Here is a 21927-nt window from a genome sequence, read left to right on the forward strand (position 1 = left end):
CACAAATCTGATCAAACTCACGGTTTTTGTCGTAACTTACCGTTTTGTTTAAATTTGGTTAAAATAGACTCATGTTTTTGACAAAGATGTCGATAAAAAAGATAACCAAACACAATAGGTTTCTCTTGATGCCGAATTCGCCCGTTTAAAAAGAGGTGAAAGCATAGTGAAGCCAACCGGGAGAATCAGAGGAAAGCTCATGAAATTTAGACATAAGGTTGTCACAGCCTCGTCATTTTTGCTGCTAATTACCGTGTCACTACTGTCGACGCAACAAGTTATGACGATCCGCTCCCAAACGCAGGAGCACATTGACTCGAGTGTGAACGAGATATTGACCAGTGTTGGCAATACCGTGCAATCAGAAATGAATGCTAAAAAGGATCTCGCTCGTTCTATTACTGAAGTTATCGAACTTAATCCAAGTTCACACAACTACGTTCAGAACATTCTTGAGCGACCAACACCAAAAGCCAGCTTTCTTGCGATTGGCTTTGGTTATGAAAGCAATGGCTTCGTGATTGAAAATGACGACGGCTGGGAAGCAGGACCAGACTACGATCCGCGTCAACGTCCTTGGTTCATCGCAGCTAAAAACAAAGGCGATTTGGTCGTAACAGACCCATACGTCGATGCGTCTTCAAAAAACGTTATCATCTCTGTTGGTACACCTGTAAAAGAAAACGGCCAGTTCTTAGCTGGTATGTTTTATGACCTCGAACTAACTACCCTTTCTGACCTCGTCAACCAAGTTAATCTGTTTGACGCTGGTTACTTATTTTTGGTCACCGCTGATGGGACAACCATTGCCCACCCTCAAAGTAAGTACAACGGTGAAAAAGTTGGTAGCTACCTGCCACAGGTTGATCTTACACAATCAACGCAACACATTGAGATCGATGGCGATCGTTATATGATTAACTTGACTCACATCCCTGGCGAGAACTGGTACGTGGGTTCAGTTATTGATGAAGCTATCGCCTACTCTGCCGTAGGAGAGCTTCGCAACAGCGCTATTATTTATTCAATCATTGCCGTGATTGCTTCTGTTATTGCACTGACTCTACTCATTCGCACGCTCATGCGTCCGCTGGACACTTTAAACAACGCGATTAAAGATGTTGCGTCAGGGAAAGGCGATCTTACACAGCGCCTTGAAACTGATACTGACCAAGAATTCTCAGAGCTTGCTACAAACTTCAATACGTTCATGGAAAACTTGCAACAGCAAATTATTGAGTCGAAGAGTATTTCTGATCAAATTTTGAATGGCACTCAAATCACCGCTGAGGGTGCAAAAGATTCGGCAGGTGCTATTCAAACTCAGCTACAAGAGCTAGAACAATTAGCCACCGCGATGCACGAGATGTCTGTTACCGCGACTGAAGTTGCCAATAATGCGCAAGGCGCAGCGAGTGCAGCCAAAGAAGCTGATCAAGCAACAGTTGAGGGCTCTTCTGTGGTCGGTGAATCAACACAAACGATCAACATGCTTTCCGATAGCATTGACCTTGCTGTCGAAGAAGTGCAAGTGCTTGAATCTGCAACCGCCAACATCGAAACGATTCTAAAAGTCATCAACGATATTGCGGACCAAACGAACTTACTCGCGTTGAATGCCGCAATCGAGGCTGCACGTGCGGGAGAATCTGGCCGAGGCTTCGCCGTCGTTGCTGATGAAGTTCGTACACTGGCGCAACGAACTCAAGAATCAACAACAGAAATTCGTACTATGATTGAGCAGCTGCAATCTGGCGCATCATCTGTGGCAAATGCTATGCATCAAAGCAAGGGTAGCGCTGTAGAAGCCGTAGAAAAAGCAGACTTGGCAAACAACGCGCTACAACGTATTCGTGATGCGATTCAGCGTATTTCTGATATGAACTTACAAATCGCCTCAGCGGCGGAAGAACAAAGCTTAGTTGCGGAAGAGATCAACAACAATACGGTGAATATTAAAGACCTATCGACTCAAGTCGCCGAATCTGCAAATCGAACTAACGATGCTATGCAGGCACAGCAAGAAGATGTACATAAACAAGATCAAATATTAAACCGATTTACAGTCTAGTCTTCACCTAAACAAAAACAGCGAGCCAATGCTCGCTGTTTTTGTTTTTAGACCTCTATCGCAATGGTATCTAGACTTAGAACGCCTAGTTTTTAGTGTTGTTGCCACTCGGCTCAAAACTGTTATCACGCTTGCTATGCTGCCTTTCCCACTCTAGTTGAATTCAACATGGATATAGCGGTCATTGGAGCGACGATAATAACGATCATCCACTTTTAAATAGGTGAAATCTCCAATCTTTATGTAGGTACTATTACGAGGAATTCGGTCGTGGTAGTAGTAACTGCGTCTTGGTCGTCGAGACTCCACATAAATAACGTCACGATGTTTATACTTATGCTTATGTTTATGCTTGTGCTTGCGTTTATGATGATGGTGATGCTCATGATGGTGATCATATCGATGACCATGCCTATGTTCCGGGTCAGCCATCACTTCTGTACTAAACACACCTAAAGACAATATAACGCCAACCATGGCAAAAGATAATTGCTTTGACACAACAGAGCCTCTTATTAATATCAATAGCAACATAATAGGTAGGTGAATCACTGCACATGTCAGCCTTTCGCCAAGGAGTTTTACTACAAGGTCAAAGCTTATCGTGATTATTAGAGAAAGGTTAAGCATCACTGATATTGATAACTTTTTAAGTCCTCTTTGTTTGGGTTATAAGCACAAAAAAGCCGCCCGTTATACAACGGGCGGCTCAGTTTTTAAATAAGCTAGCGTGATTTTATACTGCTTGGGCAAACAGCAAGAAACAGCCGAATAGGAAGATCATGCTCATTCCCATTACGCCGCCACCAGCTTCATAAATACTGTCATCTTCTACTGGCACTCGACGCACTTTCATTGTCATTGATAATGGGACAAAGACCGCGAGAAACACAAGAATAATCCCCGCGTAGCTAAGAATAGCCAAGAAGTGTTCTGGCGCAAATACAGCACCTAGTAGTGGTAGCACAAACGTGGTAACAAAAATCACCGGCTTGCTTGCTTTCAGTAGGTCTGCATTTTGATCGTATAGCGCCATTGCCACACCTAAGAACGATGTTAACAGTGCTAACCCAGTGAACATGGATAGGATAAACTCCAAACCCTCGTATTGCTGACCTAATACCGAGATCAACTCCGTTACGTTGGAGTATTGAACAAGCTCATGAGGTGGTAGGTTACCGACAACTGCTAATAACCATAATAAGTAACAAACAAGCGGAATAGTTGAACCCACGATAATCATATTACGCAGTTGAGTTTTGCTCGCTTCTTTGTTGTAAGTTACAAGCGATGGGATCACGACCATAAAACCGAAACTGGTGAAAAGCACCGAGCTTGTCTTAATTAGCGCCATCTTATCGTCACTCACGACTTCATCAAGTCCCTCAAACGAGACGCTTGGTGCAAGCGCAAAAAGTGTCAGAATCAGCGCCACGATCATGCCTAGGAACAAACCGCGATTAAGCTTATCTACAACCCCTGTACCTGCCGAAACAATGATACCGACTAAAAGAGTAAAACCGACTTGGCTTGCGATCGTAGATGTTGGCAGCCCAATTGAGGCTGTTACTTTTTGTACGAGATCACCCGCACCAATGATATAAGCCATCAATAGACAAACTAACAGGGCGTAAAGCAAGCTGTTGGTTACCAACTGGCCACCTTTACCTAGCGTTTCGCGAGCAATTGCATTCATGCTCGCGCCGCCGCCTACTTTGCAACTAGCCTCAAGAAGGAGCAGCGCAGCGTAAGTCGTCCCAGCCCAGATGAATAACATAAGAAGAGTGCCCCAGAGGAGGCCAAATTGAGCAAGCACCATTGGTATAGCAAGCATACCAGCGCCAAGAGCAGTACCTGCAACGATCAGGGAGCTGCCGACAAGTTTTAGGTTCACGGTTAATACCTCTAAATTCAATCCGTTTATTTCTCGCCAGTTGTGCTACATCCAAAGCACACCCAACAAAACGCTCTACTCAGCCAAAATTTGGTTACAAGAACCCTATATGGCTAAGAAAACATGCAGCAAAAGGTGGTTAATTCAATTGCACATGAACACTTGAGAGTCGTTTTGGGCGATGTCATCGTTGATGAAATGCGCACAACTTTGGGTTCGAAGCAAAATTGTTCATCTTAATTCATCAACGCCATTCGTTATGAATGGATTTGGTTCGAAAAGATTGTAAGGCATAAGCAGGACGATTGAAAAGCAAAAGGTCAATCTTATAGCGATATATTTTAACAACTCTCCTCATTCACCTAAGATGTGTTGTTATTTTCATCACTAATCAGTCTTTTATCGCCTAATGAGAGTAAAAACGTGCTCAACCGCTCAACTTTGGATGGGTGTACAAATTAATTTACAGTTCAAGTAAAGGTGTTAGATTCCAGGGGCGTAGCCTAGATCGGACAATATCGCTATTATTCGCTGCGTACCGACACTGTTCGGTTCACATACCTCTAAACACTGATTTACGGTTCGAAACTATAGGTAAATGAGTGTCCGAATGCTGGGTGTGGTTCCCCAGCATTTGCATCCTTTCTTTTTGGTGTTATCCAAACTGTCTAAATCTAAGCTAGCTTGCCCATTCTATTAATACGCTTTATCTAACGCTCCGATGATATAAGTTAATGCTGAAACGCCCATATCCGCGACCTGCTTCTCAGTCACACTCATATTTTCATACGCAATCTGCAACTCTACCTCACCTATCGATTCTTTATGAAGATAAAGCTCTTTGTAGTTCATCAACCTCTGTTGAGACTGTCGAGTCAGAGCGACAACATTTTCTTTAGTGACACGATGCTGCTCATTAAGCTCGCTAAATAATTGATCTAAAATGCGTTGCATTTTGCGAATTGAGGATTTTGTCTCTATTGATTTGTATGATTGATACTTTTCCATTGAGTTTATAACTGACTAAAATATGTACATTTTTATTAGATGGCTATTCTTATACTGATTGCAAAACAGGTAAATATGAGATGGTTAAACTGGTCCACTTCTTGCTTTATTTAGGTCAAAACTGTCCTTTCAGGAGAGCACATGCAGGTCGACCCTATTATTGAAGCACTGATTGCGAGAAGAAAAGCGAGTGGCCTCTCCCGTGAACAAATGGCAAACATCGCAGGGATGAGCGTGAAAACGTATCAACGGATAGAGCGTGGAGAATCCGACCTGAAACTTTCCCAATATCGCTCCATACTGCGCTCTCTGCATTTGACCGATCTCGACATCGCATTGGATATAAGAGACGTTCAACATGTAACAGCGGATGATCTAATGGCCGTTGCACGCTTGCTTTCTCCTGAGGCTCAGTCCCTACTTGTTCGCCTGTTATCGCTCGTTATTGAACAGCGGAACACAAAAAGCGGCTCATAACCTTATGACTGATTAAGAGCAATAAAATTCCCGCTCGGCCTATAATATTCTCGAATTATGGCCTTCGTTCCCTTTTTCATTGATTCTTCTTTTCACGCTTTATATGACAGTCGCGTTGTGTGTTCTACGCCTCCCCAAAACGAATAAAACCCGCAGCTTAGCGGGTTTTAGGGCTGTATAAGAAAATACTTCGTTTAATGTGTTTGGGATTTTACTTAGTAAAAATCCTTAAACTCTGAAATCCTCGCCTTACCTCTCAGCAATAAGAAGTTCAAGAATCGGCTCGTCGACGTAGTGAGTATCTTCTCTTCTTCCACACCGTGTTTTTCCAGCAAAGCAATCGCCAAATCTAACTTAGAGATCTCTTCACAGAAGTGCGCATCAGATCCGGTACTGAAGTAAACGCCAATCTCTTTGCCCAGCTCGACAATGCGATCACAACGGGAATCACTGCCCTTACGGCTTTTGCCTGTCAAAGATGTATTGTTAACTTCAACCGCAACATTGTTCTCTTTCGTGCAGCGCAGCACCTGTTCCATATCGAATGGGTAATTTGGGTTGCCTAAGTGACCGAGAACATCCACCCTGCCGCTTTTAATCGCATTTATCAGAGCGGCAGTATGCTCAGCTTCGGTTGCGGGCTTGAATACGGGTTCATGGAAACTCGCAATCACCCAGTCAAGATGTTGGTCAGAAGACGATGGTAAGTCTATCTCCCCTTTCACATTCAGCGTGTTGGCTTCGACACCACGGAGAATACCTACATCGTGTAAAAAGCGGGGCAAAATTCTTTGATTATTGAAATGCCAGTAGTGAGGGGCTCCTGGCATTTCGGGAGCATGATCGGTGGTACAAAGAAGTTTTAGCCCCTTATTCTTGGCTGCCAATGCGTTCTCTAAAATGGTGCTGTAGGCATGTCCACTGGCAATAGTATGGGTGTGGCTATCAACGACGATATCCATGGTGACCTCCTAAATTGTGGACGAATTATCGAATTTCGAACGAACCGTTTTGATTGAGAAACAGCGTGAGATCCGCTGGAATTGAGTGATTTAAAACCTTATCTACATTTACGGCATCTGAGTTCAAATAAAACTCCAATGCAGCTTCTGGCTCTGTACCACCACGAATCTTACGATTGACTAAACGCTCTTGTAGAAACTCAGGCTGTGTATCTACAAAGACGGTAAAATCGGCCAAACAATGCAGTTCATTCCACACCGGTTCATTAAGCAGTAACCAATTCCCCTCAACGACAACCACATTCCGATTTACCAAAATGGCGTCGTCGACTGGATCATGCAAATTGCGGTCGTAGTATGGCCATTTTGTATCTTTCATTTTGAGCTGTTTGAGCTTGTCGATAAGCTCCGTCAGATTAAATGTTTGATAGGACCCCTTAATACTGCGCAGAGGCACGAGCTCGCCATCTCGTTCAATCGTATTGTTGTCGAGGATCTCATTTGGATAGTGGAAACCATCAAACGGCAGCACTTGTAAAGGCTCTTGGCTTTCATCATGTTCAGAGAGATATTCCCAGAACGCAGCAAGGGTTGACTTACCGCTGCCCGGAGGGGCACACAAGAACACCACAATGCGTTCCTGCTTCTCATGATAAAGACGGGTAAATTTTTCGATAAGAGGTTGATGGATTCGCTTTACGTCGGCATCAGGAAAGGTAGCTTCGGTTTCAAAACCACTGACGTTTAAATTCACTTTCATGGTGAACCCTTATTGATTGATCTCCCCTTCGATTCTTTCTATCAACATTTCACACGACAGCTTCAACACTGTTTTGATGAGAGATTCGTATCTCATTTGCGAAAAGGACTCAAACGAAGAGAACTTAAGCTGATTGATCGACTCAAGATAAAAGCTGTCTTGCTGAGAAGAGAGTACCGCTTGGTTTTTGATGAAGTCATAAATCACGTCATCCGCGAATTCGACTTTCTCCGGTTGGCTAACCACATACTCCAACACCTGATCGTACAACCCGATATCGGCGTAAGTTTCCAAAGAGATTTTGCCCATCGCAAACATCAGCTTCGATACCACATCGGTTGTTGCTAACGGACCATCTTCTTTCAATAAAGGATCCACAGCATACTCCTTCACAAGGTCGTCTTGAACGAACACTTTCGGAAGCAGTGCTTTTAACTTGAGGTTAATTATTTTGTTAGAAACCTGAAGAAACGCAGTGGCATTTTCGCACTCGTCCAGTTTCTCCAGTAATTCATCTTCACGTGACAACGTATTATGACCTCTCCATTGTGTGGCAGCGCAAAGGCTACCACACAAATTCGTTGCAACTAAACCGTTAAGCTTACGTCATAAAACTCAAGTAACGCTTTTTCTGCATGTGCGTTCCACACATAGTTATTAGCGTTCAAAATTGCGTCTAATTCGGCGAAGAACGGGTCTTGGTCTACCAACGATAAGAAATCATCAATCGCGGTCAATGGCAGGTCAATATGCGGGTAAATCAACTTCTTACCGCCCGGAATATCCAACTGATTCAAAATCGTATGGGGTGCAGCTTGTAAGCCACCAACATGCGTGATCATGAACGATGGATTGATCTTACCTTGTGAGGAAAGCTCTATAGATTCCACCATGTCACCCTTTGAACCACCGGACGTCCCTACAATATGGGTTGATTCGTAATGCACGTTGTAAAAGTTAAACGGCACTTTGAAGTTCTTATCCGTTGGGCCAGCAAAGAAATTCAAGCAACCATCATTGCCAAGTAGCTCATCCGCTTGCTCAAGCACTTGAGCAAGCGCCGCGTAGACCATTACATCGTCATAACCATTGCCACCGTTGAGTGCTTTGAGATACGTGACCGGGTCGTCGATTTGAGCCGTGTTCACGTAGTGCAGTTCTACGCCCTGCTCTTTGGCTTTTGCAACGGGAATGAGGCTTTCAGCTCGGTCTAAACGCGCGGCGTCGATGTCCGTCACCACGATCAGTTTTGGCTTTACAGGGCCGTTGATCGCATAGTCAATCGCACCAATGCCCATTGGGCCAGCACACGCAAGTAGCGCTAATGCTCCGCCCTCTTTGATGCCCATATCGTGCTCGTACACGTATTGCGTGGTGTGGTAGCTCGCATGGTACGCACCGATAATGCAAGACATTGGCTCAGCCAGCGACGCATCAGCAAAGTAATCGCCGTGGTAAGGCAGCACGCAGCCTAGGTCGATAGCGATTTTAGGAATAATGGAATACGTCGCGTTGCCGCCAAATGTCTCATAGCTGTAGCCCGCCGAGTAGCCTGTTGGCAAGCCCATGGCAGGTTGCAGAACAAAGTAATCGCCAGCTTTGAATCGGTCTTTTAGATTCTCACCGACTTCAACAATCACACCTGCGTATTCATGACCTGTCATCACTGGCACTTCGTCAATGTTTTCAGGAACGCGTTTGTGTTTGCTACCTAACAATGCTGCTTTGTAAGTGGATAGACAAATGCTGTTTGAAATGTTTTTAACCAGAAGTTCATCGGCTGAAATGCTTGGCAAATCAAAAGTTCTTAGTTGAACGTTTTTCTCACCACAGATAACCGCTGCCGTTGTTTGTACCATGATTTATCTCCTAAATGGGGCGATACCTGCCGCCCCAAACTGCATTGTTAGGCTGGTTGCTCAGTCGCGACCGCTTGTTGCTTAATCTTGTCCATCAGCTCGTCAAGCGCTGGGTCGTTGAGGAAGTTCTTGATCGTTACGACTGGTAAACCTGTCGCGTTGACCGCGCGGCTTTCTAAGCTCTCGTGTGTCACGACGATATCGGCTTCACTCGGGACTTTCTCGATGGCGAAGTTCTTCACTTCAATCTCTATCCCAGCTTGTACCAGCTTGCGTTTGAAGGTCGATGCGCCCATTGCACTAGAGCCCATACCCGCATCACATGCGAATGCGACAAATAAAATTGGTTTGCTCGGCTCTTGCGTCGTCGCAGCTGCAACTGGCTTAACTGCGCCTTCCGCTTTCATCTCTTTCATGTCAGAAACTGATTTCTCAAACTCGCTTTCTTTTTCTTCTGATTTGCTCACCTTCAGAATCGCACTTGCTACCAAGAAAGAGACAATCGTTGCACTTGTCACACCGGCGATGGTCGCAATGAAGCTACCTTTCGGAGTAAGAGCAAGGTAAGAGAAGATAGAGCCTGGACTTGGACCCGCGACCAAACCTGCATCGAATAGGTTGAAGGTTGCGATGCCTGTCGCCGCACCAGCAATCATTGCCACAATCATGATTGGTTTCATGAGTACATATGGGAAGTACAGCTCATGAATGCCACCAAAGAAGTGAATGATGATGGCACTTGGCGCAGAGCGTTTAGATAAACCCTGACCAAACTTTGCGTAAGCCAGCAGCATACCAAGACCTGGGCCTGGGTTAGACGCCACCATAAAGAAGATGGACTTGCCCGTTTCTGCGGCCGCTTGCAGGCCTAGTGGGTAATAAATACCTTGGTCAATGGCGTTGTTCAGGAACAACACTTTTGCTGGTTCGTTAATGATCGCTAACAGAGGCAGGAAACCCGTCGCAACCAACGCTTCGATGCCTGATTTCACAAACAAGTTTGCTGCGGTGACTGAAGGGCCAACAATCTCGTAGGCGAACAAACACAACAACATACCGACGATACCCAACGAGAAGTTGTTGACCACCATCTCAAAACCAGAAGGGATGCGGTGTTGAATACGTTTATCCACTTGCATCACAACCCAAGCACTCAGTGGGCCCATGATCATTGCGCCAACAAACATCGGTATGTCAGCCCCGACAATCACGCCCATCGTACCGATAGCCCCCGCTACCGCGCCGCGTTTTTCACCAACAATCTGACCACCAGTGTAACCAATTAAAAGTGGCAGCAAGTAAGTGATCATTGGCCCCACGAGTTCGCCAAAGGCTTCGTTTGGCATCCAGCCCGTAGGAATAAAGAGTGCAGTAATAAAGCCCCAAGCGATAAAGGCTCCGATATTTGGCAGCACCATGGCGGTCAAATGACCTCCGAAGGCTTGCACATTGGCTCGCATGTTTGCTTTCACGTTATGTTCCTTTTAGTATGCTTTTATTATGTCTAGCACTTGTTCTTTGGAAGAGGCTTGTGCCAGTTTTGCAATGTTCTCTTCATCCACAAACATCTCGCTCAACGCTTGAATCACCTCAATGTGGGTATCAGAGTCTTTCGCAGCTAAGGTAATAAGAATATTGGCCGGACCGAGATCCGATCCAAAATCAACAGGTGATGGGAAAATATGAATGCCTAAGCCTGTTTTTAAAACACCAGTTTCAGGTCGGGCATGAGGCATTGCCAATCCAGGGCATAACACATAGTAAGGACCGTTTTCTTCCGTTGAACGGATGATTGCATCAGCATAATGCTGGGAGACGTAACCTTTATTTTCTAGGTATTGAGTGGTCTTTTTAACCGCATCTTGCCATTGGTAAGCGCGATCATTAATTACATCTACTAGTTCGTGGTCGATTAACTCGTACAACATATTTAACCCTATCAACAGTTCGTCATCTGATGGGTTAATTATCAATAACAGAGTCCCAACCGCGCAACCGAGCTACTTTTGCGCTTCGAGTCACACTTTAAAGCCTGTCAATTTGTTTAAATGGACAGAGCTCAAAAATCCCACACGTAAAAAATCTACAAATTTTATTTGAGCAACAAGTCAATAGACGAATTTTGAATACAATCACCTTCTCGAAAATATTCTTAAAGTTACATTATTTAAATCAGATCACATTAGACCTATTGACTCGATATAATTCGTGATTAATTTCAAAGTTCATTTCGGGCTGTTTCTTGATCACTCGCGCTCAAACGTAGATAAGCATCACACTTGTTGGCTAGAAAAAATAAAAACGTCACTGGCTTTCACCAAATTGCAGACACAAAAAACCGCCATTCAGGCGGTTTTGATCAGTCCGCAGACCAAACGGATCGTATGTCTGGCCATCCCCAGTTTGTGAGTGCGACATCTTCCAAGACCCCTTGAAAACGTAGCGTCTGAGTATGGTGAAACATCGGTGCAATCCAATATTCGCTAATCAATGTGGACGCAATCGGCTCTAACGCGCTCAGATAATCTTCAAGCGGTGAGAATGCGCGGACATTTTCCATTTGAGCATCCAACCACGCCGCATTTTGCACCCCCAAGGTGTGGTAAAGCACGGCATTGCTAAAGAAGTTGCTAAACGCAGACGCATGACGGTTATCGTCCAAGTTGATATTGGTGACAACCAGAGTCTCATCTAGCGTGCCGTTTTTGGCTTTCTCGCTCAGTTCACGGTAGGAGTACATAACGATCTCCACTCGGCTGCCCGCACGCTCTAAACACGAAGAAATCGCTCGTGCGCACCGGCGTAGCGCCGTGTAATTGTACCCTGCGATGGTGATCAGCTTTGGCAACTTGACCGCATCTCCAAAGGGGCGCAACACTGGCTTCCAGTTAGGCAATAAGTTATAAGCAGGTATGCTCCCAAATATAATGTTTTCATTACGCATCACGTCAGCTAGCAGTTCAGGTTGAATCAATTCACTGATGTATCGGCGCTGGGCCTGAGACAAAGCGTGCTTTGCATGATGGTTAAACAGTGCGAACAAACAACCGTCTTCCGTTCGACTGCGTTTACTCGCTGGTGATACTTCACTGTTTGGCGTCGACATATAGTGGCTGCACATGTCATCAGCAGAATCAGGTTCTGGTTGCAATGTGTTTGCGGCAAGCGATGGATTTTCCATCTGTTCATCGTTGACGATCCATATCGTCACAAAATCCGTTAATACTCGACACGCGTAATAGCCATCAAACGCTTGCAGTTTCAAACGGTTTTCACTGTGCTCAACGACGGAAAATGGACCACTCCCCACCACCAACTTGTTGTTAGCAACGTTCACCTGACTCACGGGCTGAATGCCATATTTCACGCCAGAAATAAGTCCAGCAAAACCCAAGTCAGGTCGGTTAAGCTTAAAAACAACCTTCAATGGATTAAGTGCCGTAATGTTGGCAACATGCGCCAGCTCTTTTTCGTAGTATTCCAAAGAGCTTAATTTGGCGAACAAACTCACCACCGTGTCGGCATCGATTGGGTTGCCATTATGAAAAGTCAGACCCGGACGAAGATAAAATGTCCATTCGTACAAGCTGTCATCATAACGCCAATGATGAGCCAGCTCTGGCTGCACCTGCCCGTTGTAATCGCTCGAAACCAAACAACAATAAATTTGGCGAAGCAAAAAACGTTCACTACTTCGCTGCAGTTGATGCGGAACCACACGCTCGAACATGCGTTTGTAGGTCAGCTGAATATTGAGCCGCCCCTCTTTTACCGATGCGCCCGACGTTGTTTTGAGGAGTCGCCCAAATGCAGCTTCATCTTCATCCAGAATCGACAGCGCTTTCTCGTACTTACCAAGCTTGATTCGCTCTAGTGCAAGGCTTTCTTTTAGCGCGCTGAGTTCAACGTTTAACAACAATGTTGAACGCTGGTTCCGTCCCGGTTTTGGTCGCCAACTTAACCACGCTATCTCTTGCATCTGCGCCAGCAAACTGCGCGCATGACGAGGCGAAGTAAACAACAAATCGGCGATTTCTTGCAGCGTGGTTTTTGCTTCATTACCAACACCAAAAGAGAGCAAGCGTTGGTAATAACGAAATAAGTTGAGATCAGACACCGCACGCACCTTAACTCTAGGAGGCCATTCAATAGGCGTATTTTACTGAACTTGGCGGCAATAAAATAAGAAAACTTCCAAACACTTTGTTCCCCTTTTACTAACATTTCGTGCCTATATTGTAGGAAAACCCCACCAATTCGGTTTTATCAGGAATAAAGCGAAGAAATCTACTCTCTTTTTCGCCTCCCCTTTTTTCACCATACTAATTTAGCGAGCAGGAAATATAGAGAATTGCTCATAACCTAACCCCCAAGCAGAACTTAGCTCCTGATACCACACCCCCAATTCGTCGTATCTTTAAGTTCTGCTTTTTTACTGCCAACAGTTGCGCCTTAGAAAAAGCACACGTACACTTAATCGTAATTCGACGATTAACTATAAAGGTTTGCTCATGAGCAACAAATGCAGCGAAACGTGCCAAATTGCTTTTGAAGCCACGCAAAAACAACTCGATAAAGAGCAAGCACTCGCCGCTCAAGCGAAAGCGCTGTCTCATCCTGCTCGCTTACGCATTCTGCATATTCTTCACACTTTAGACACTATGGGCGGCTGCTTAAATAGCGATTTAGTCTCTGAGTTAGGTTTAGCGCAATCGACCGTATCAGAACACTTACGTATTCTAAAACAGGCCGGGTTTATCAGTGCAGAACCTAACCCGCCAAAGGTTTGTTACCGCATTCAACGTGAAAAACTGAACGCGTTTAACGCTCAATTTTCCGGTTTATTTAGCTAAGACACATTGCGCGCTTTCCATGCGCGCAAAGATAAACTATAACCTTATATATCGCCTTTCGACGATAGACGAATAGAGATCACTATGACGACTGAAGTTTTAAATAGTGCCAGCGAAAAAATGAGCTTTCTTGACCGCTACTTAACGGTTTGGATCTTTGTCGCAATGGCCATCGGCGTGGGGATAGGCGCAGCCTACCCGCAAGTAGCAGAATGGAACGAAGCAATGTCCGTTGGTAGTACGAACGTACCACTCGCCATTGGTTTGATTTTGATGATGTACCCACCACTCGCCAAGGTGAACTACGGTCTATTAGGAACGGTAACGAGAGATAAAAAAGCCATCACGCTGTCTCTGGTTATGAACTGGATCATCGGCCCAATCCTCATGTTCGTTCTTGCTTTAACCTTTCTTGGTGATCATCCAGGTTACATGGTCGGTATTATTTTGATTGGCCTTGCACGCTGCATCGCTATGGTCTTAGTGTGGAATGATATTGGCGGCGGCAACAAAGAATATGGCGCGGCCTTGGTGGCATTAAATAGCGCATTTCAAATTCTGACTTACAGCGTTATGGCTTGGCTATTCATCACCGTACTTCCACCGTTCTTTGGCTATGAAGGTTTTGTGGTTGATATTTCCATGGGAGACATTGCGGAAAGCGTATTGATTTACTTAGGCATTCCGTTCCTCGCTGGTTTTCTCAGTCGTAAATGGTTAGTCGCTGCAAAGGGTGAGAAGTGGTACAACGATGTGTTTATTCCTCGAATTTCACCCATTACTTTGATCGCTTTGCTCGCCACCATCGTGCTGATGTTCAGCCTCAAAGGAGAGATGATTTTACAGCTACCAATGGATGTGTTCCGCGTGGCAGTCCCACTAGCGATCTACTTCGTATTGATGTTTTTTACCAGCTTCTTTATCGGGAAGAGAATGGGCATCCCCTACGATAAAAATGCCTCCATCGCTTATACAGCGACGGGCAACAACTTCGAGCTGGCCATCGCGGTTTCCATTGCTGTATTTGGCCTGAACTCCGATCAAGCATTCGCTGGCGTGATTGGTCCGCTAATCGAGGTTCCTGTTCTGATTGCTTTGGTTAACGTCGCACTGAGGATGAAAACCAAATACCAGAGCTAAAATTGGAAACATAAAGATCGAGCCAAACAGCAATATTAAGTACTAACTGACGACAGTTTTTATGTACTCACTGGGCGTTAAACCAAACTTCCCTTTAAATCGTTGGCTAAAACGGCCTTCCGATTGATAGCCACACAACTGCGCGAGTAACGCAACGTTGTATGAACCATTTTGCATCAGGTAGAGTGCGTGATTTAAGCGCACTTCTGCCAGCACTTCGCGATACTGAGTGCCCTCTTGTTTGAGTTTGCGTATCAACGTTGCTCGGCTCATAGCAAAGCGCTCAGCAACAAATTCCAAAGGATGGTCATCGCCCGGAGAGCGTGACAGATAGCGGCTGAGTTTCTGACTGAACGAGGTATTGGAACTCGAGAAAAGCCGATGCAATAGTCCTCGCTCTGCTAACTGCTGATACAACCCCATCATCCAATAACGTTGCGTCGCTTCACTTAAACTTTCCCGTTCAAAAGAAAACAAGGCATTTAATGTCGCTTGCAGTGCTTTATCTGTCTCCACCGCTGGGACGTAATTTCCCAATGCATTACTCATACTCAGCTCTAACATTTCATCGCTAGGTACGCAGTGAAAACTGAACATTCGTGAGAGAAAACGCCCTTGTTGAGGAAGGTTTTCAAAATTCAGCGAAGCGTTTGCTTCACAAAGCATGATGTTAGGATGAAGAATATCAAACGCTTCGTCTCTCCAAAACAGACGCTTACTCCCTTTGATGATCTGGATAATACTCGGGGAGTGAATCCTGACGTTACGCAGCTTTTGCTGCTGCTCCGCACGAAACAGCGTCACTTGATATTGATGCCCCATCTTCTCCCCTTAAGTATTTAATTATCGCGTGTAAGTCGCGGTTAACTTCGCGTTGTCCAATGCAACACTATTCAACGTAAATCCTACAACCGCCGCTGGCGTGTTCTCATCCAAGTTCAACTTATCACTCGGCAGCGCCCAAACGGTAAACTGGTAGCGGTGCATACCATCTTTTTCTGGCGGACATGCGCCGCCAAAACCAGTAGTACCGTAATCGATACGAGACTCCTTACCGCCGAGCTTGCTAATATCAACGCCACGAGGCAATTCGTTAACTGAGGCTGGAATATCAAACGCTATCCAATGCCAAAAACCACTGCCTGTTGGTGCATCAGGATCGTACGCGGTAATCGCAAAACTTTTTGTACCCTTTGGAACGTCTTTCCACATCAGTTGTGGAGACTGGTTCGCACCATCACATCCCCAACCTGAATATTCAAATGTCTTCGCCATTGGATGACCTTCTTGAATATCTTTGCTCGTTAGTTCAAAAGCGTGGGCAGAGCCGATAACCAAAACGCTAAGGGCCAAAACAGACTTGTGAATCGCTTTCATGTGTTTATTCCTTTCAATGAGTTCAATTCAAGTCTATTCATCAACCCAAGCCAAGATACATCAATAAGTATCACAAAATATAAAACCATCGTCTATTTTGATACTTTAAGATTCAAATATAAATTTCTTATTCTCTGAGTTGCATCTGGTTTATGCTAACTAACCACTCATAGAACAAGGAAGACAAAATGGAACTGGATATCTACGTCGTTGACGCATTTACAGACACGCAATTTAAAGGCAACTCAGCCGCAGTTGTACCCTTGCAAGAGTGGTTAGAACCAGATCTAATGCAAAACATTGCAGCGGAAAACAACCTCTCTGAAACCGCGTTTGTTAAAACGATTGGTACGAATCAATATGAAGTACGCTGGTTTTCGCCACTTACAGAAATCGACTTTTGTGGACACGCAACGCTCGCTGCTTCCATGGTGTTGTTCGACCAACTCGGCGTTACAGGAAGTATTGAGTTTCACACATTAAAAGTGGGCACCTTAACCGTAATTAAGAACGCACTTGGCAAGATTGAAATGACATTTCCGACAAGAGTGCCACAGCCCGTCGACGCCATTCCTACGCAATTAATTGAGGGATTAAACTGCGAGGTCACACACGTACTGCTTAGCCCGCAAGCTTACTTCGTCATCGTGGAAGATGAGCAAACCGTTTTCGATGTTCAATATCGATCCGACCAACTGAAACAACTCGCTCCTTACGATGTCGTCGTCACATCAAAAGGCAGTCAATACGACTTTGTATCTCGCTACTTTTGGCCAGCGAACGGCGGAGATGAAGACCCTGTCACAGGATCAGTCCACGCAGGCTTAGCGCCATATTGGGCGCAAGAGCTCGGCAAAGCATCTTTAGTGGCGAATCAAGCATCAGCACGTGGTGGCGTTCTGTACTGCGAAGTCAAGGAGGATTACGTCAAAGTATCTGGTGATGGTGTGTTGTATATGAAAGGCAAAATTTACGTCTAACTGTACGTTGAAGATTGGCGTTAACTGTTTTTATCCTGAAAGCCTAGCCGCCCGCTAGGCTTTTCTATTTCCTGCTGCTTCTGCGTTATTCGTTACAAAAGTTGTTCGACAATACACACTGGAGAGCCTATCTCACAGTCATAACCCGTTGGGGTAATTTCACCCGTTTGAGGATTGCGACGAAAGCTCACCACATTGTTGGAATGTTGATTGGCAACCAACAACCACTTTTGATCATGAGACAACACAAAATCTCGTGGAAAAACCCCTTCACAGTGAATGGCTGCTCGCCTTTTCGGCGTATCGCCAGACACATCAAACACACTGATTTTGTTCTGAGCTCGGCAAGAGACATACAAAAACGTTTCATCTTGCGAAAGACGAATCGCCGCCGCCGCTTGCTGATTCTCTTCCCCTTCTAATAATTCTGTTTGATTCGAGATAAGCCATTTATCTTGGTGCTTAACCAGCACAATCATGGTTTCTGACAGTTCGCAAACCACATACGCTGTCGACTCTTGTTGGTTAAACACCACATGGCGCGGTCCCGAACCTGCGGGCAAATGAATCACTTGCGACAGTGAAAAATCCGGCGGCTGGGCATCGTAATCATAAATAAGGACGCTATCACTGCCTAAGTCTACGACAACCAATTGATGACTGTGCTTTAAAAACGTGACTTGATGAGCGTGAGGAGAAGTTTGGCGCTCTAAATTCGGCCCGCATCCATCAACGTATAAATCCGCCAATAAACCAAGCGGTTTACCATCGCGATCCAATTGAAATACGCTAACATTTCCAGAGCCATAATTAGCAACCGCCAACAACGGTTCTTTGATATCCAAATGACACGGATAATCGCCATTAATCGGCAAAGAGACGGATTCACTACCGCGAAAAAACGCAAGCTCTGCACCTTCATTTCTATCCATTTCGCTAAACGTATACAGCCCGTGTTCGGTGGTCGTGAGATAGGACGGATTACGTTGAACTACAACATCGTCAAGCCGATTCAGTTCACCCGTTTCAGTGTTCAGCGATAGACGCGCAATGCCCGTGCTCGTACTCGGTGGGTTGGTGTAAGTGCCAATATAAAAATGCACGTGACCAGTTGTTGTCATGGATGGCCTTATATGAGTGATTCGTATTATTCAACACCTTGCCTATTGTCATGGCCGACCGCAATCCATTTTACGAATCAACCACTTAAAATGTGAAGTGATTTCTAATTCAGAATCAAGTGACAACTTGCAGCCCCCAACTAGCCTAGTGTTTATCGCTGGGCATTTAACTTTACTTATCAGGAAAAACCTGACCTCGTTCAAGGTTTTTTCATTCCACTTAGCTACAAGCTTGTTCTAACGCTAAGCCTCTCTATTTAAAAAGAATCGCTTGTAGATAAAATGCTAAGCTCTAAAAAAGAAATCGTTATGGATGGCGGTTAGCGACGGGTTGGCGGGCTCAATCAACACGCTCCCGTTCGCAAGTTATCTATTCATGCATTACTTCTTCAAAGGAAGCACCGCACTATGAAGCGAATCATTTTTGGCACATTGATTATTGCCCTTTTAAGCGCCTGTTCGAAAGATAACACGCACCAAGCGCTTGGCACCCTGTAACGTGACCGCGTAACGTTTACCGCCACATCTAATGAGATAATTAGAGCCCTTCCTGTCAAAGAAGGCAGCTTGGTCAGTGAAGGGGAAGTGTTGGTTCAGCTCGATACCAAGAATCAACAAGCCGTTCTTGCGCACGCCGTTGCCGAGCAAGCCAAAGCGGGAGCGTATTTGCTTAAATTGACCAATGGTGAACGCCCAGAAGACATTGCTGCCGCATCGGCACGCGTAGCCCGAGCGGAAGCGCAGCTCACCGAAGCGCAGAAAAACTATCAACGCAAAGCAGAACTGGTGCGTAAAAAGCTCATCAGCCAATCCGAAAAAGATTCAGCTCTTGCGGCAAGGGACTCGGCGAGAGCCGAATTAGACTCAGCAAAAGAAGAGTTCAGTAAGCTCACCGCAGGTTCTCGCCTCGAAGACATCGAACAAGCTAAAGCCGCTTTAATGGCGGCAAAAGCCGAAGTGGCGTTGCAAGAGCAAAAGCTGGCAGAACTCACCATCACGGCTACGCGTGACGGTACGCTCGATAATTTGCCTTACAATCTTGGCGAACGCGTACCAGTAAACGGTGTGGTTGCCGTGATTCAAGCCAACCGCGTGCCGTATGCGCGAGTGTATGTTCCTGCCGATTATCGAATCGGGTTTATTCCTGGAAAAACCGTGACAGTGAATGTCGATGGCCTTGAGAGTCCATTACAAGGCACCGTTCGTTGGGTGGCTAGTGAGCCTTCATTCACACCCTACTTCGCACTAACCGAAGAAGAACGTTCACGATTGATGTATCTAGCAGAAGTTGATTTACCTGAGTCTGCCAAAACGTTGCCGTCAGGTGTGCCTGCCCAAGTAGATTTGGTGGAGTAAGCCAATGACCGAGTATGCAATTCAAGCTCAAAATGTGGTCAAAAAGTTCGGCGACTTTACTGCTATCAATAACATCACACTCAACGTGCCCAAAGGCAGCATTTACGGATTTTTGGGGCCAAATGGTTGCGGTAAGTCGACCACCATTCGTGTGCTCACCGGCCTTCTCAGCCCAAGTGAAGGCAGTGTGGATGTGCTTGGGTTAGACATCCCAAAACAATCCGAACAACTGCGGCTCAAAATTGGCTACATGACACAAAAGTTCTCGTTGTACGACGACCTATCCGTTCAAGAAAACCTCGAATTTATTGGGCAAATTTTTGGTTTAAGCAGCAAATCGCTGAAAGAGCGGATAGAAGAGCAGCTCACCACTTACGGGTTGGATCAATTGCGCAAACAGCGCGTAAGCGGCATGAGTGGCGGACAAAAGCAGCGCCTTTCACTCGCCGCGGCGACCATGCACAAACCCGAACTGCTATTTTTGGATGAGCCGACATCCGCCGTTGACCCCGAAAATCGACGCGATTTTTGGGAGCAATTGTTCGACTTGTGCGATCAAGGAACGACGATTTTGGTCACCACGCATTACATGGACGAAGCGGAACGCTGCCACCGTCTGGCGATCATGGAATCGGGCGAAATTCGTGCCGATGGCGAACCCGAACAGTTAATGGAACAGATGGGCGTTAATATCATTGAGGTGAAAGCCGACAAACTTCGTGAACTCAAAGAAAAGCTGATTCAACGTGACGAAGTTCGCTCTGCGGCGCAGTTGGGGATTCGTTTACGCATCCTTATCCACCAGCATGTCGAGCAGCCGATTGAATGGTTAAAGCAGACGTTTCCTGAACTTCAAAACGCTGAAATGAACCACGCTCGCCCAAGCTTAGAAGATGTTTTTGTCAGCGTGACAGGGAAAGGCCGCCAATGATGAAACCTATCGCTCGCATGAAAGCCGTCATGATCAAAGAGATTCGCCAACTTTCCCGTGACCGAATCACGTTTGGCATGGTGGTGATGATCCCGCTTATCCAGCTTTTGCTGTTCGGCTTCGCAATCAATACGGACATTCGCAACATTCCGGTAGGTGTTGTCGACCAAAGTGGCAGTACCGCCGGGCGGATCATTACCCAGTCCGTCAAAGTCACTCAAGTGGTGGATATCAAAGAAACCTATGCCACCGCGCAAGAGGCTGAACAAGCGATTCAAGATGGTATTGTGCGCGCTGTGCTGATTTTGCCAAGCGATCTCACACAACGCATGATGCAAGGTCGAGAGCTTGGGCAATGGATTGTGGATGGGTCAGATACCATGATCAGCTCGGCAATATTGTCGTTGCAAACCATGCCATTGACCGATTTTGATTTCGAGATTCGCCCGGCGCCAAGCAAAACATTCGAAGTCGCACTCTACTACAACCCAAGTCGGCGTTCTGCGGTCAACATCGTACCCGGCTTACTCGGTGTGATTCTCACCATGACGATGATTTTGTTCACCAGTGCCGCGATTGTACGAGAACGTGAACGAGGAAATTTGGAGCTATTGATCACCACGCCCATCCACTCGATAGAGCTAATGGTGGCGAAAATCGTGCCGTATATCTTTGTCGGCTTAATTCAGGTTTTCATCATTCTAGGGTTGGGACATTGGATTTTCGGCGTGCCGATTAACGGTGCAATCAGCCAAATTCTGTTTGGAACCTTGTTGTTTATCGCCGCCAGCTTAACTTTAGGATTGGTCATATCCACCATCGCCACAACACAGCTTCAAGCCATGCAAATGACGGTGTTCATTCTTCTGCCTTCAATTCTGCTGTCTGGATTTATGTTTCCTTACGAGGGCATGCCAGTCGCAGCACAGTGGATTTCAGAAGCCCTGCCCGCCACTCACTTTATGCGCATGATTCGAGGCATAGTGTTGCGAGGAGCGGATCTGATGGACTTATGGCGAGATACCCTTTGGTTGCTCGGGTTTACCGTATTTGGATTGGTCGTTGCGTCACTGAGGTTTAAGAAATCGCTCGATTAAACTTGCCAATTTTTCTCTTCCGCAGAAACAAAAATAGCCTC

General features: G+C 45.7%; 20 protein-coding genes and 1 pseudogene. 8 read left to right on the forward strand and 13 right to left on the reverse strand.

All coding sequences use genetic code 11. The features are described from left to right. Window positions 1–199 precede the first annotated feature (199 nt). Window positions 200–2071, forward strand: coding sequence for a methyl-accepting chemotaxis protein (locus NL645_RS04545; RefSeq protein WP_046873719.1), 1872 nt, complete (start codon window positions 200–202; stop codon window positions 2069–2071). A 153-nt stretch (window positions 2072–2224) separates the two neighbouring features. On the opposite strand, the gene NL645_RS04550 is transcribed toward NL645_RS04545, so the two are convergent. From NL645_RS04550 to NL645_RS04560, 3 genes are all read right to left on the reverse strand, one after another. Continuing rightward, window positions 2225–2572 (reverse strand): hypothetical protein, encoded by a 348-nt coding sequence (locus NL645_RS04550; protein WP_253651287.1) that lies wholly within the window; start codon window positions 2570–2572, stop codon window positions 2225–2227. Window positions 2573–2807: 235 nt separating this feature from the next. Then, a complete protein-coding gene (locus NL645_RS04555) occupies window positions 2808–3965 on the reverse strand; it encodes an amino acid permease (RefSeq protein WP_170902664.1) in 1158 nt (385 codons plus the stop codon). A gap of 696 nt (window positions 3966–4661) precedes the next feature. Next, the gene (locus tag NL645_RS04560; RefSeq protein WP_006742087.1) at window positions 4662–4973 is read right to left on the reverse strand and encodes a hypothetical protein; all 312 of its coding nucleotides are present in this window, start codon (window positions 4971–4973) and stop codon (window positions 4662–4664) included. Window positions 4974–5114: 141 nt separating this feature from the next. Between NL645_RS04560 and NL645_RS04565 the strand changes: the two genes are divergently transcribed. Then, window positions 5115–5450 (forward strand): helix-turn-helix domain-containing protein, encoded by a 336-nt coding sequence (locus NL645_RS04565; RefSeq protein ID WP_005391220.1) that lies wholly within the window; start codon window positions 5115–5117, stop codon window positions 5448–5450. A gap of 215 nt (window positions 5451–5665) precedes the next feature. Here the strand turns inward: NL645_RS04565 and NL645_RS04570 are convergent, their stop codons facing one another. The 7 genes from NL645_RS04570 to NL645_RS04600 all read right to left on the reverse strand — a co-directional run bounded on the left by NL645_RS04570 (window position 5666) and on the right by NL645_RS04600 (window position 13148). Continuing rightward, window positions 5666–6412: a phosphatase gene (locus NL645_RS04570; RefSeq protein WP_253651288.1), complete on the reverse strand. Its 747-nt coding sequence runs from the start codon at window positions 6410–6412 to the stop codon at window positions 5666–5668. 25 nt (window positions 6413–6437) lie between these two features. Further along, complete coding sequence (locus NL645_RS04575) at window positions 6438–7172, reverse strand: nucleoside/nucleotide kinase family protein (protein WP_253651289.1); 735 nt, start codon at window positions 7170–7172, stop codon at window positions 6438–6440. A gap of 9 nt (window positions 7173–7181) precedes the next feature. After that, entirely contained in the window at window positions 7182–7700 is a 519-nt protein-coding gene (locus tag NL645_RS04580) for an MltR family transcriptional regulator (RefSeq protein ID WP_031780192.1), read from the reverse strand. Between the two features lie 59 nt (window positions 7701–7759). Beyond that, window positions 7760–9031, reverse strand: coding sequence for a zinc-binding dehydrogenase (locus tag NL645_RS04585; protein WP_253651290.1), 1272 nt, complete (start codon window positions 9029–9031; stop codon window positions 7760–7762). A gap of 47 nt (window positions 9032–9078) precedes the next feature. After that, window positions 9079–10503 carry a PTS mannitol transporter subunit IICB gene (locus NL645_RS04590; RefSeq protein ID WP_309248898.1) on the reverse strand — a complete coding sequence of 475 codons (1425 nt, stop codon included), beginning with the start codon at window positions 10501–10503 and terminating at the stop codon, window positions 9079–9081. Window positions 10504–10515: 12 nt separating this feature from the next. Further along, window positions 10516–10959, reverse strand: a complete 444-nt coding sequence (locus tag NL645_RS04595; protein WP_005391226.1) for a PTS sugar transporter subunit IIA — start codon at window positions 10957–10959, stop codon at window positions 10516–10518. Between the two features lie 431 nt (window positions 10960–11390). Beyond that, complete coding sequence (locus NL645_RS04600) at window positions 11391–13148, reverse strand: SgrR family transcriptional regulator (RefSeq protein WP_253651291.1); 1758 nt, start codon at window positions 13146–13148, stop codon at window positions 11391–11393. A gap of 394 nt (window positions 13149–13542) precedes the next feature. Here NL645_RS04600 and NL645_RS04605 point away from each other — a divergent pair, with 394 nt between their 5' ends. Both NL645_RS04605 and arsB read left to right on the forward strand, forming a co-directional pair. Next, a complete protein-coding gene (locus NL645_RS04605; RefSeq protein WP_006742094.1) occupies window positions 13543–13884 on the forward strand; it encodes a helix-turn-helix transcriptional regulator in 342 nt (113 codons plus the stop codon). Between the two features lie 84 nt (window positions 13885–13968). Next, entirely contained in the window at window positions 13969–15024 is a 1056-nt protein-coding gene (gene arsB / locus NL645_RS04610; RefSeq protein WP_253651292.1) for an ACR3 family arsenite efflux transporter, read from the forward strand. Between the two features lie 42 nt (window positions 15025–15066). On the opposite strand, the gene NL645_RS04615 is transcribed toward arsB, so the two are convergent. After that, window positions 15067–15846 (reverse strand): helix-turn-helix transcriptional regulator, encoded by a 780-nt coding sequence (locus NL645_RS04615; protein ID WP_253651293.1) that lies wholly within the window; start codon window positions 15844–15846, stop codon window positions 15067–15069. A 21-nt stretch (window positions 15847–15867) separates the two neighbouring features. Beyond that, complete coding sequence (locus NL645_RS04620) at window positions 15868–16401, reverse strand: YbhB/YbcL family Raf kinase inhibitor-like protein (RefSeq protein WP_005391235.1); 534 nt, start codon at window positions 16399–16401, stop codon at window positions 15868–15870. A 188-nt stretch (window positions 16402–16589) separates the two neighbouring features. Here NL645_RS04620 and NL645_RS04625 point away from each other — a divergent pair, with 188 nt between their 5' ends. Next, a complete protein-coding gene (locus NL645_RS04625) occupies window positions 16590–17381 on the forward strand; it encodes a PhzF family phenazine biosynthesis protein (protein ID WP_253651294.1) in 792 nt (263 codons plus the stop codon). Window positions 17382–17473: 92 nt separating this feature from the next. On the opposite strand, the gene NL645_RS04630 is transcribed toward NL645_RS04625, so the two are convergent. Beyond that, the gene (locus NL645_RS04630; RefSeq protein WP_253651295.1) at window positions 17474–18502 is read right to left on the reverse strand and encodes a lactonase family protein; all 1029 of its coding nucleotides are present in this window, start codon (window positions 18500–18502) and stop codon (window positions 17474–17476) included. 408 nt (window positions 18503–18910) lie between these two features. Here NL645_RS04630 and NL645_RS04635 point away from each other — a divergent pair. The 3 genes and pseudogenes from NL645_RS04635 (at window position 18911) to NL645_RS04645 (ending at window position 21886) form a co-directional block, all read left to right on the forward strand. Next, window positions 18911–19858 (forward strand): annotated as a pseudogene (locus tag NL645_RS04635) (HlyD family secretion protein). A gap of 4 nt (window positions 19859–19862) precedes the next feature. Next, a complete protein-coding gene (locus tag NL645_RS04640; RefSeq protein ID WP_005482690.1) occupies window positions 19863–20789 on the forward strand; it encodes an ABC transporter ATP-binding protein in 927 nt (308 codons plus the stop codon). After that, window positions 20789–21886 carry an ABC transporter permease gene (locus NL645_RS04645; RefSeq protein ID WP_005498311.1) on the forward strand — a complete coding sequence of 366 codons (1098 nt, stop codon included), beginning with the start codon at window positions 20789–20791 and terminating at the stop codon, window positions 21884–21886. Before NL645_RS04640 ends, NL645_RS04645 begins: the two co-directional genes overlap by 1 nt. Window positions 21887–21927: the final 41 nt, after the last annotated feature.

The sequence above is a fragment of the Vibrio sp. Y51_MX_L26 genome (assembly GCF_024181935.1).
Classification (GTDB): Bacteria; Pseudomonadota; Gammaproteobacteria; order Enterobacterales; family Vibrionaceae; genus Vibrio; species Vibrio diabolicus.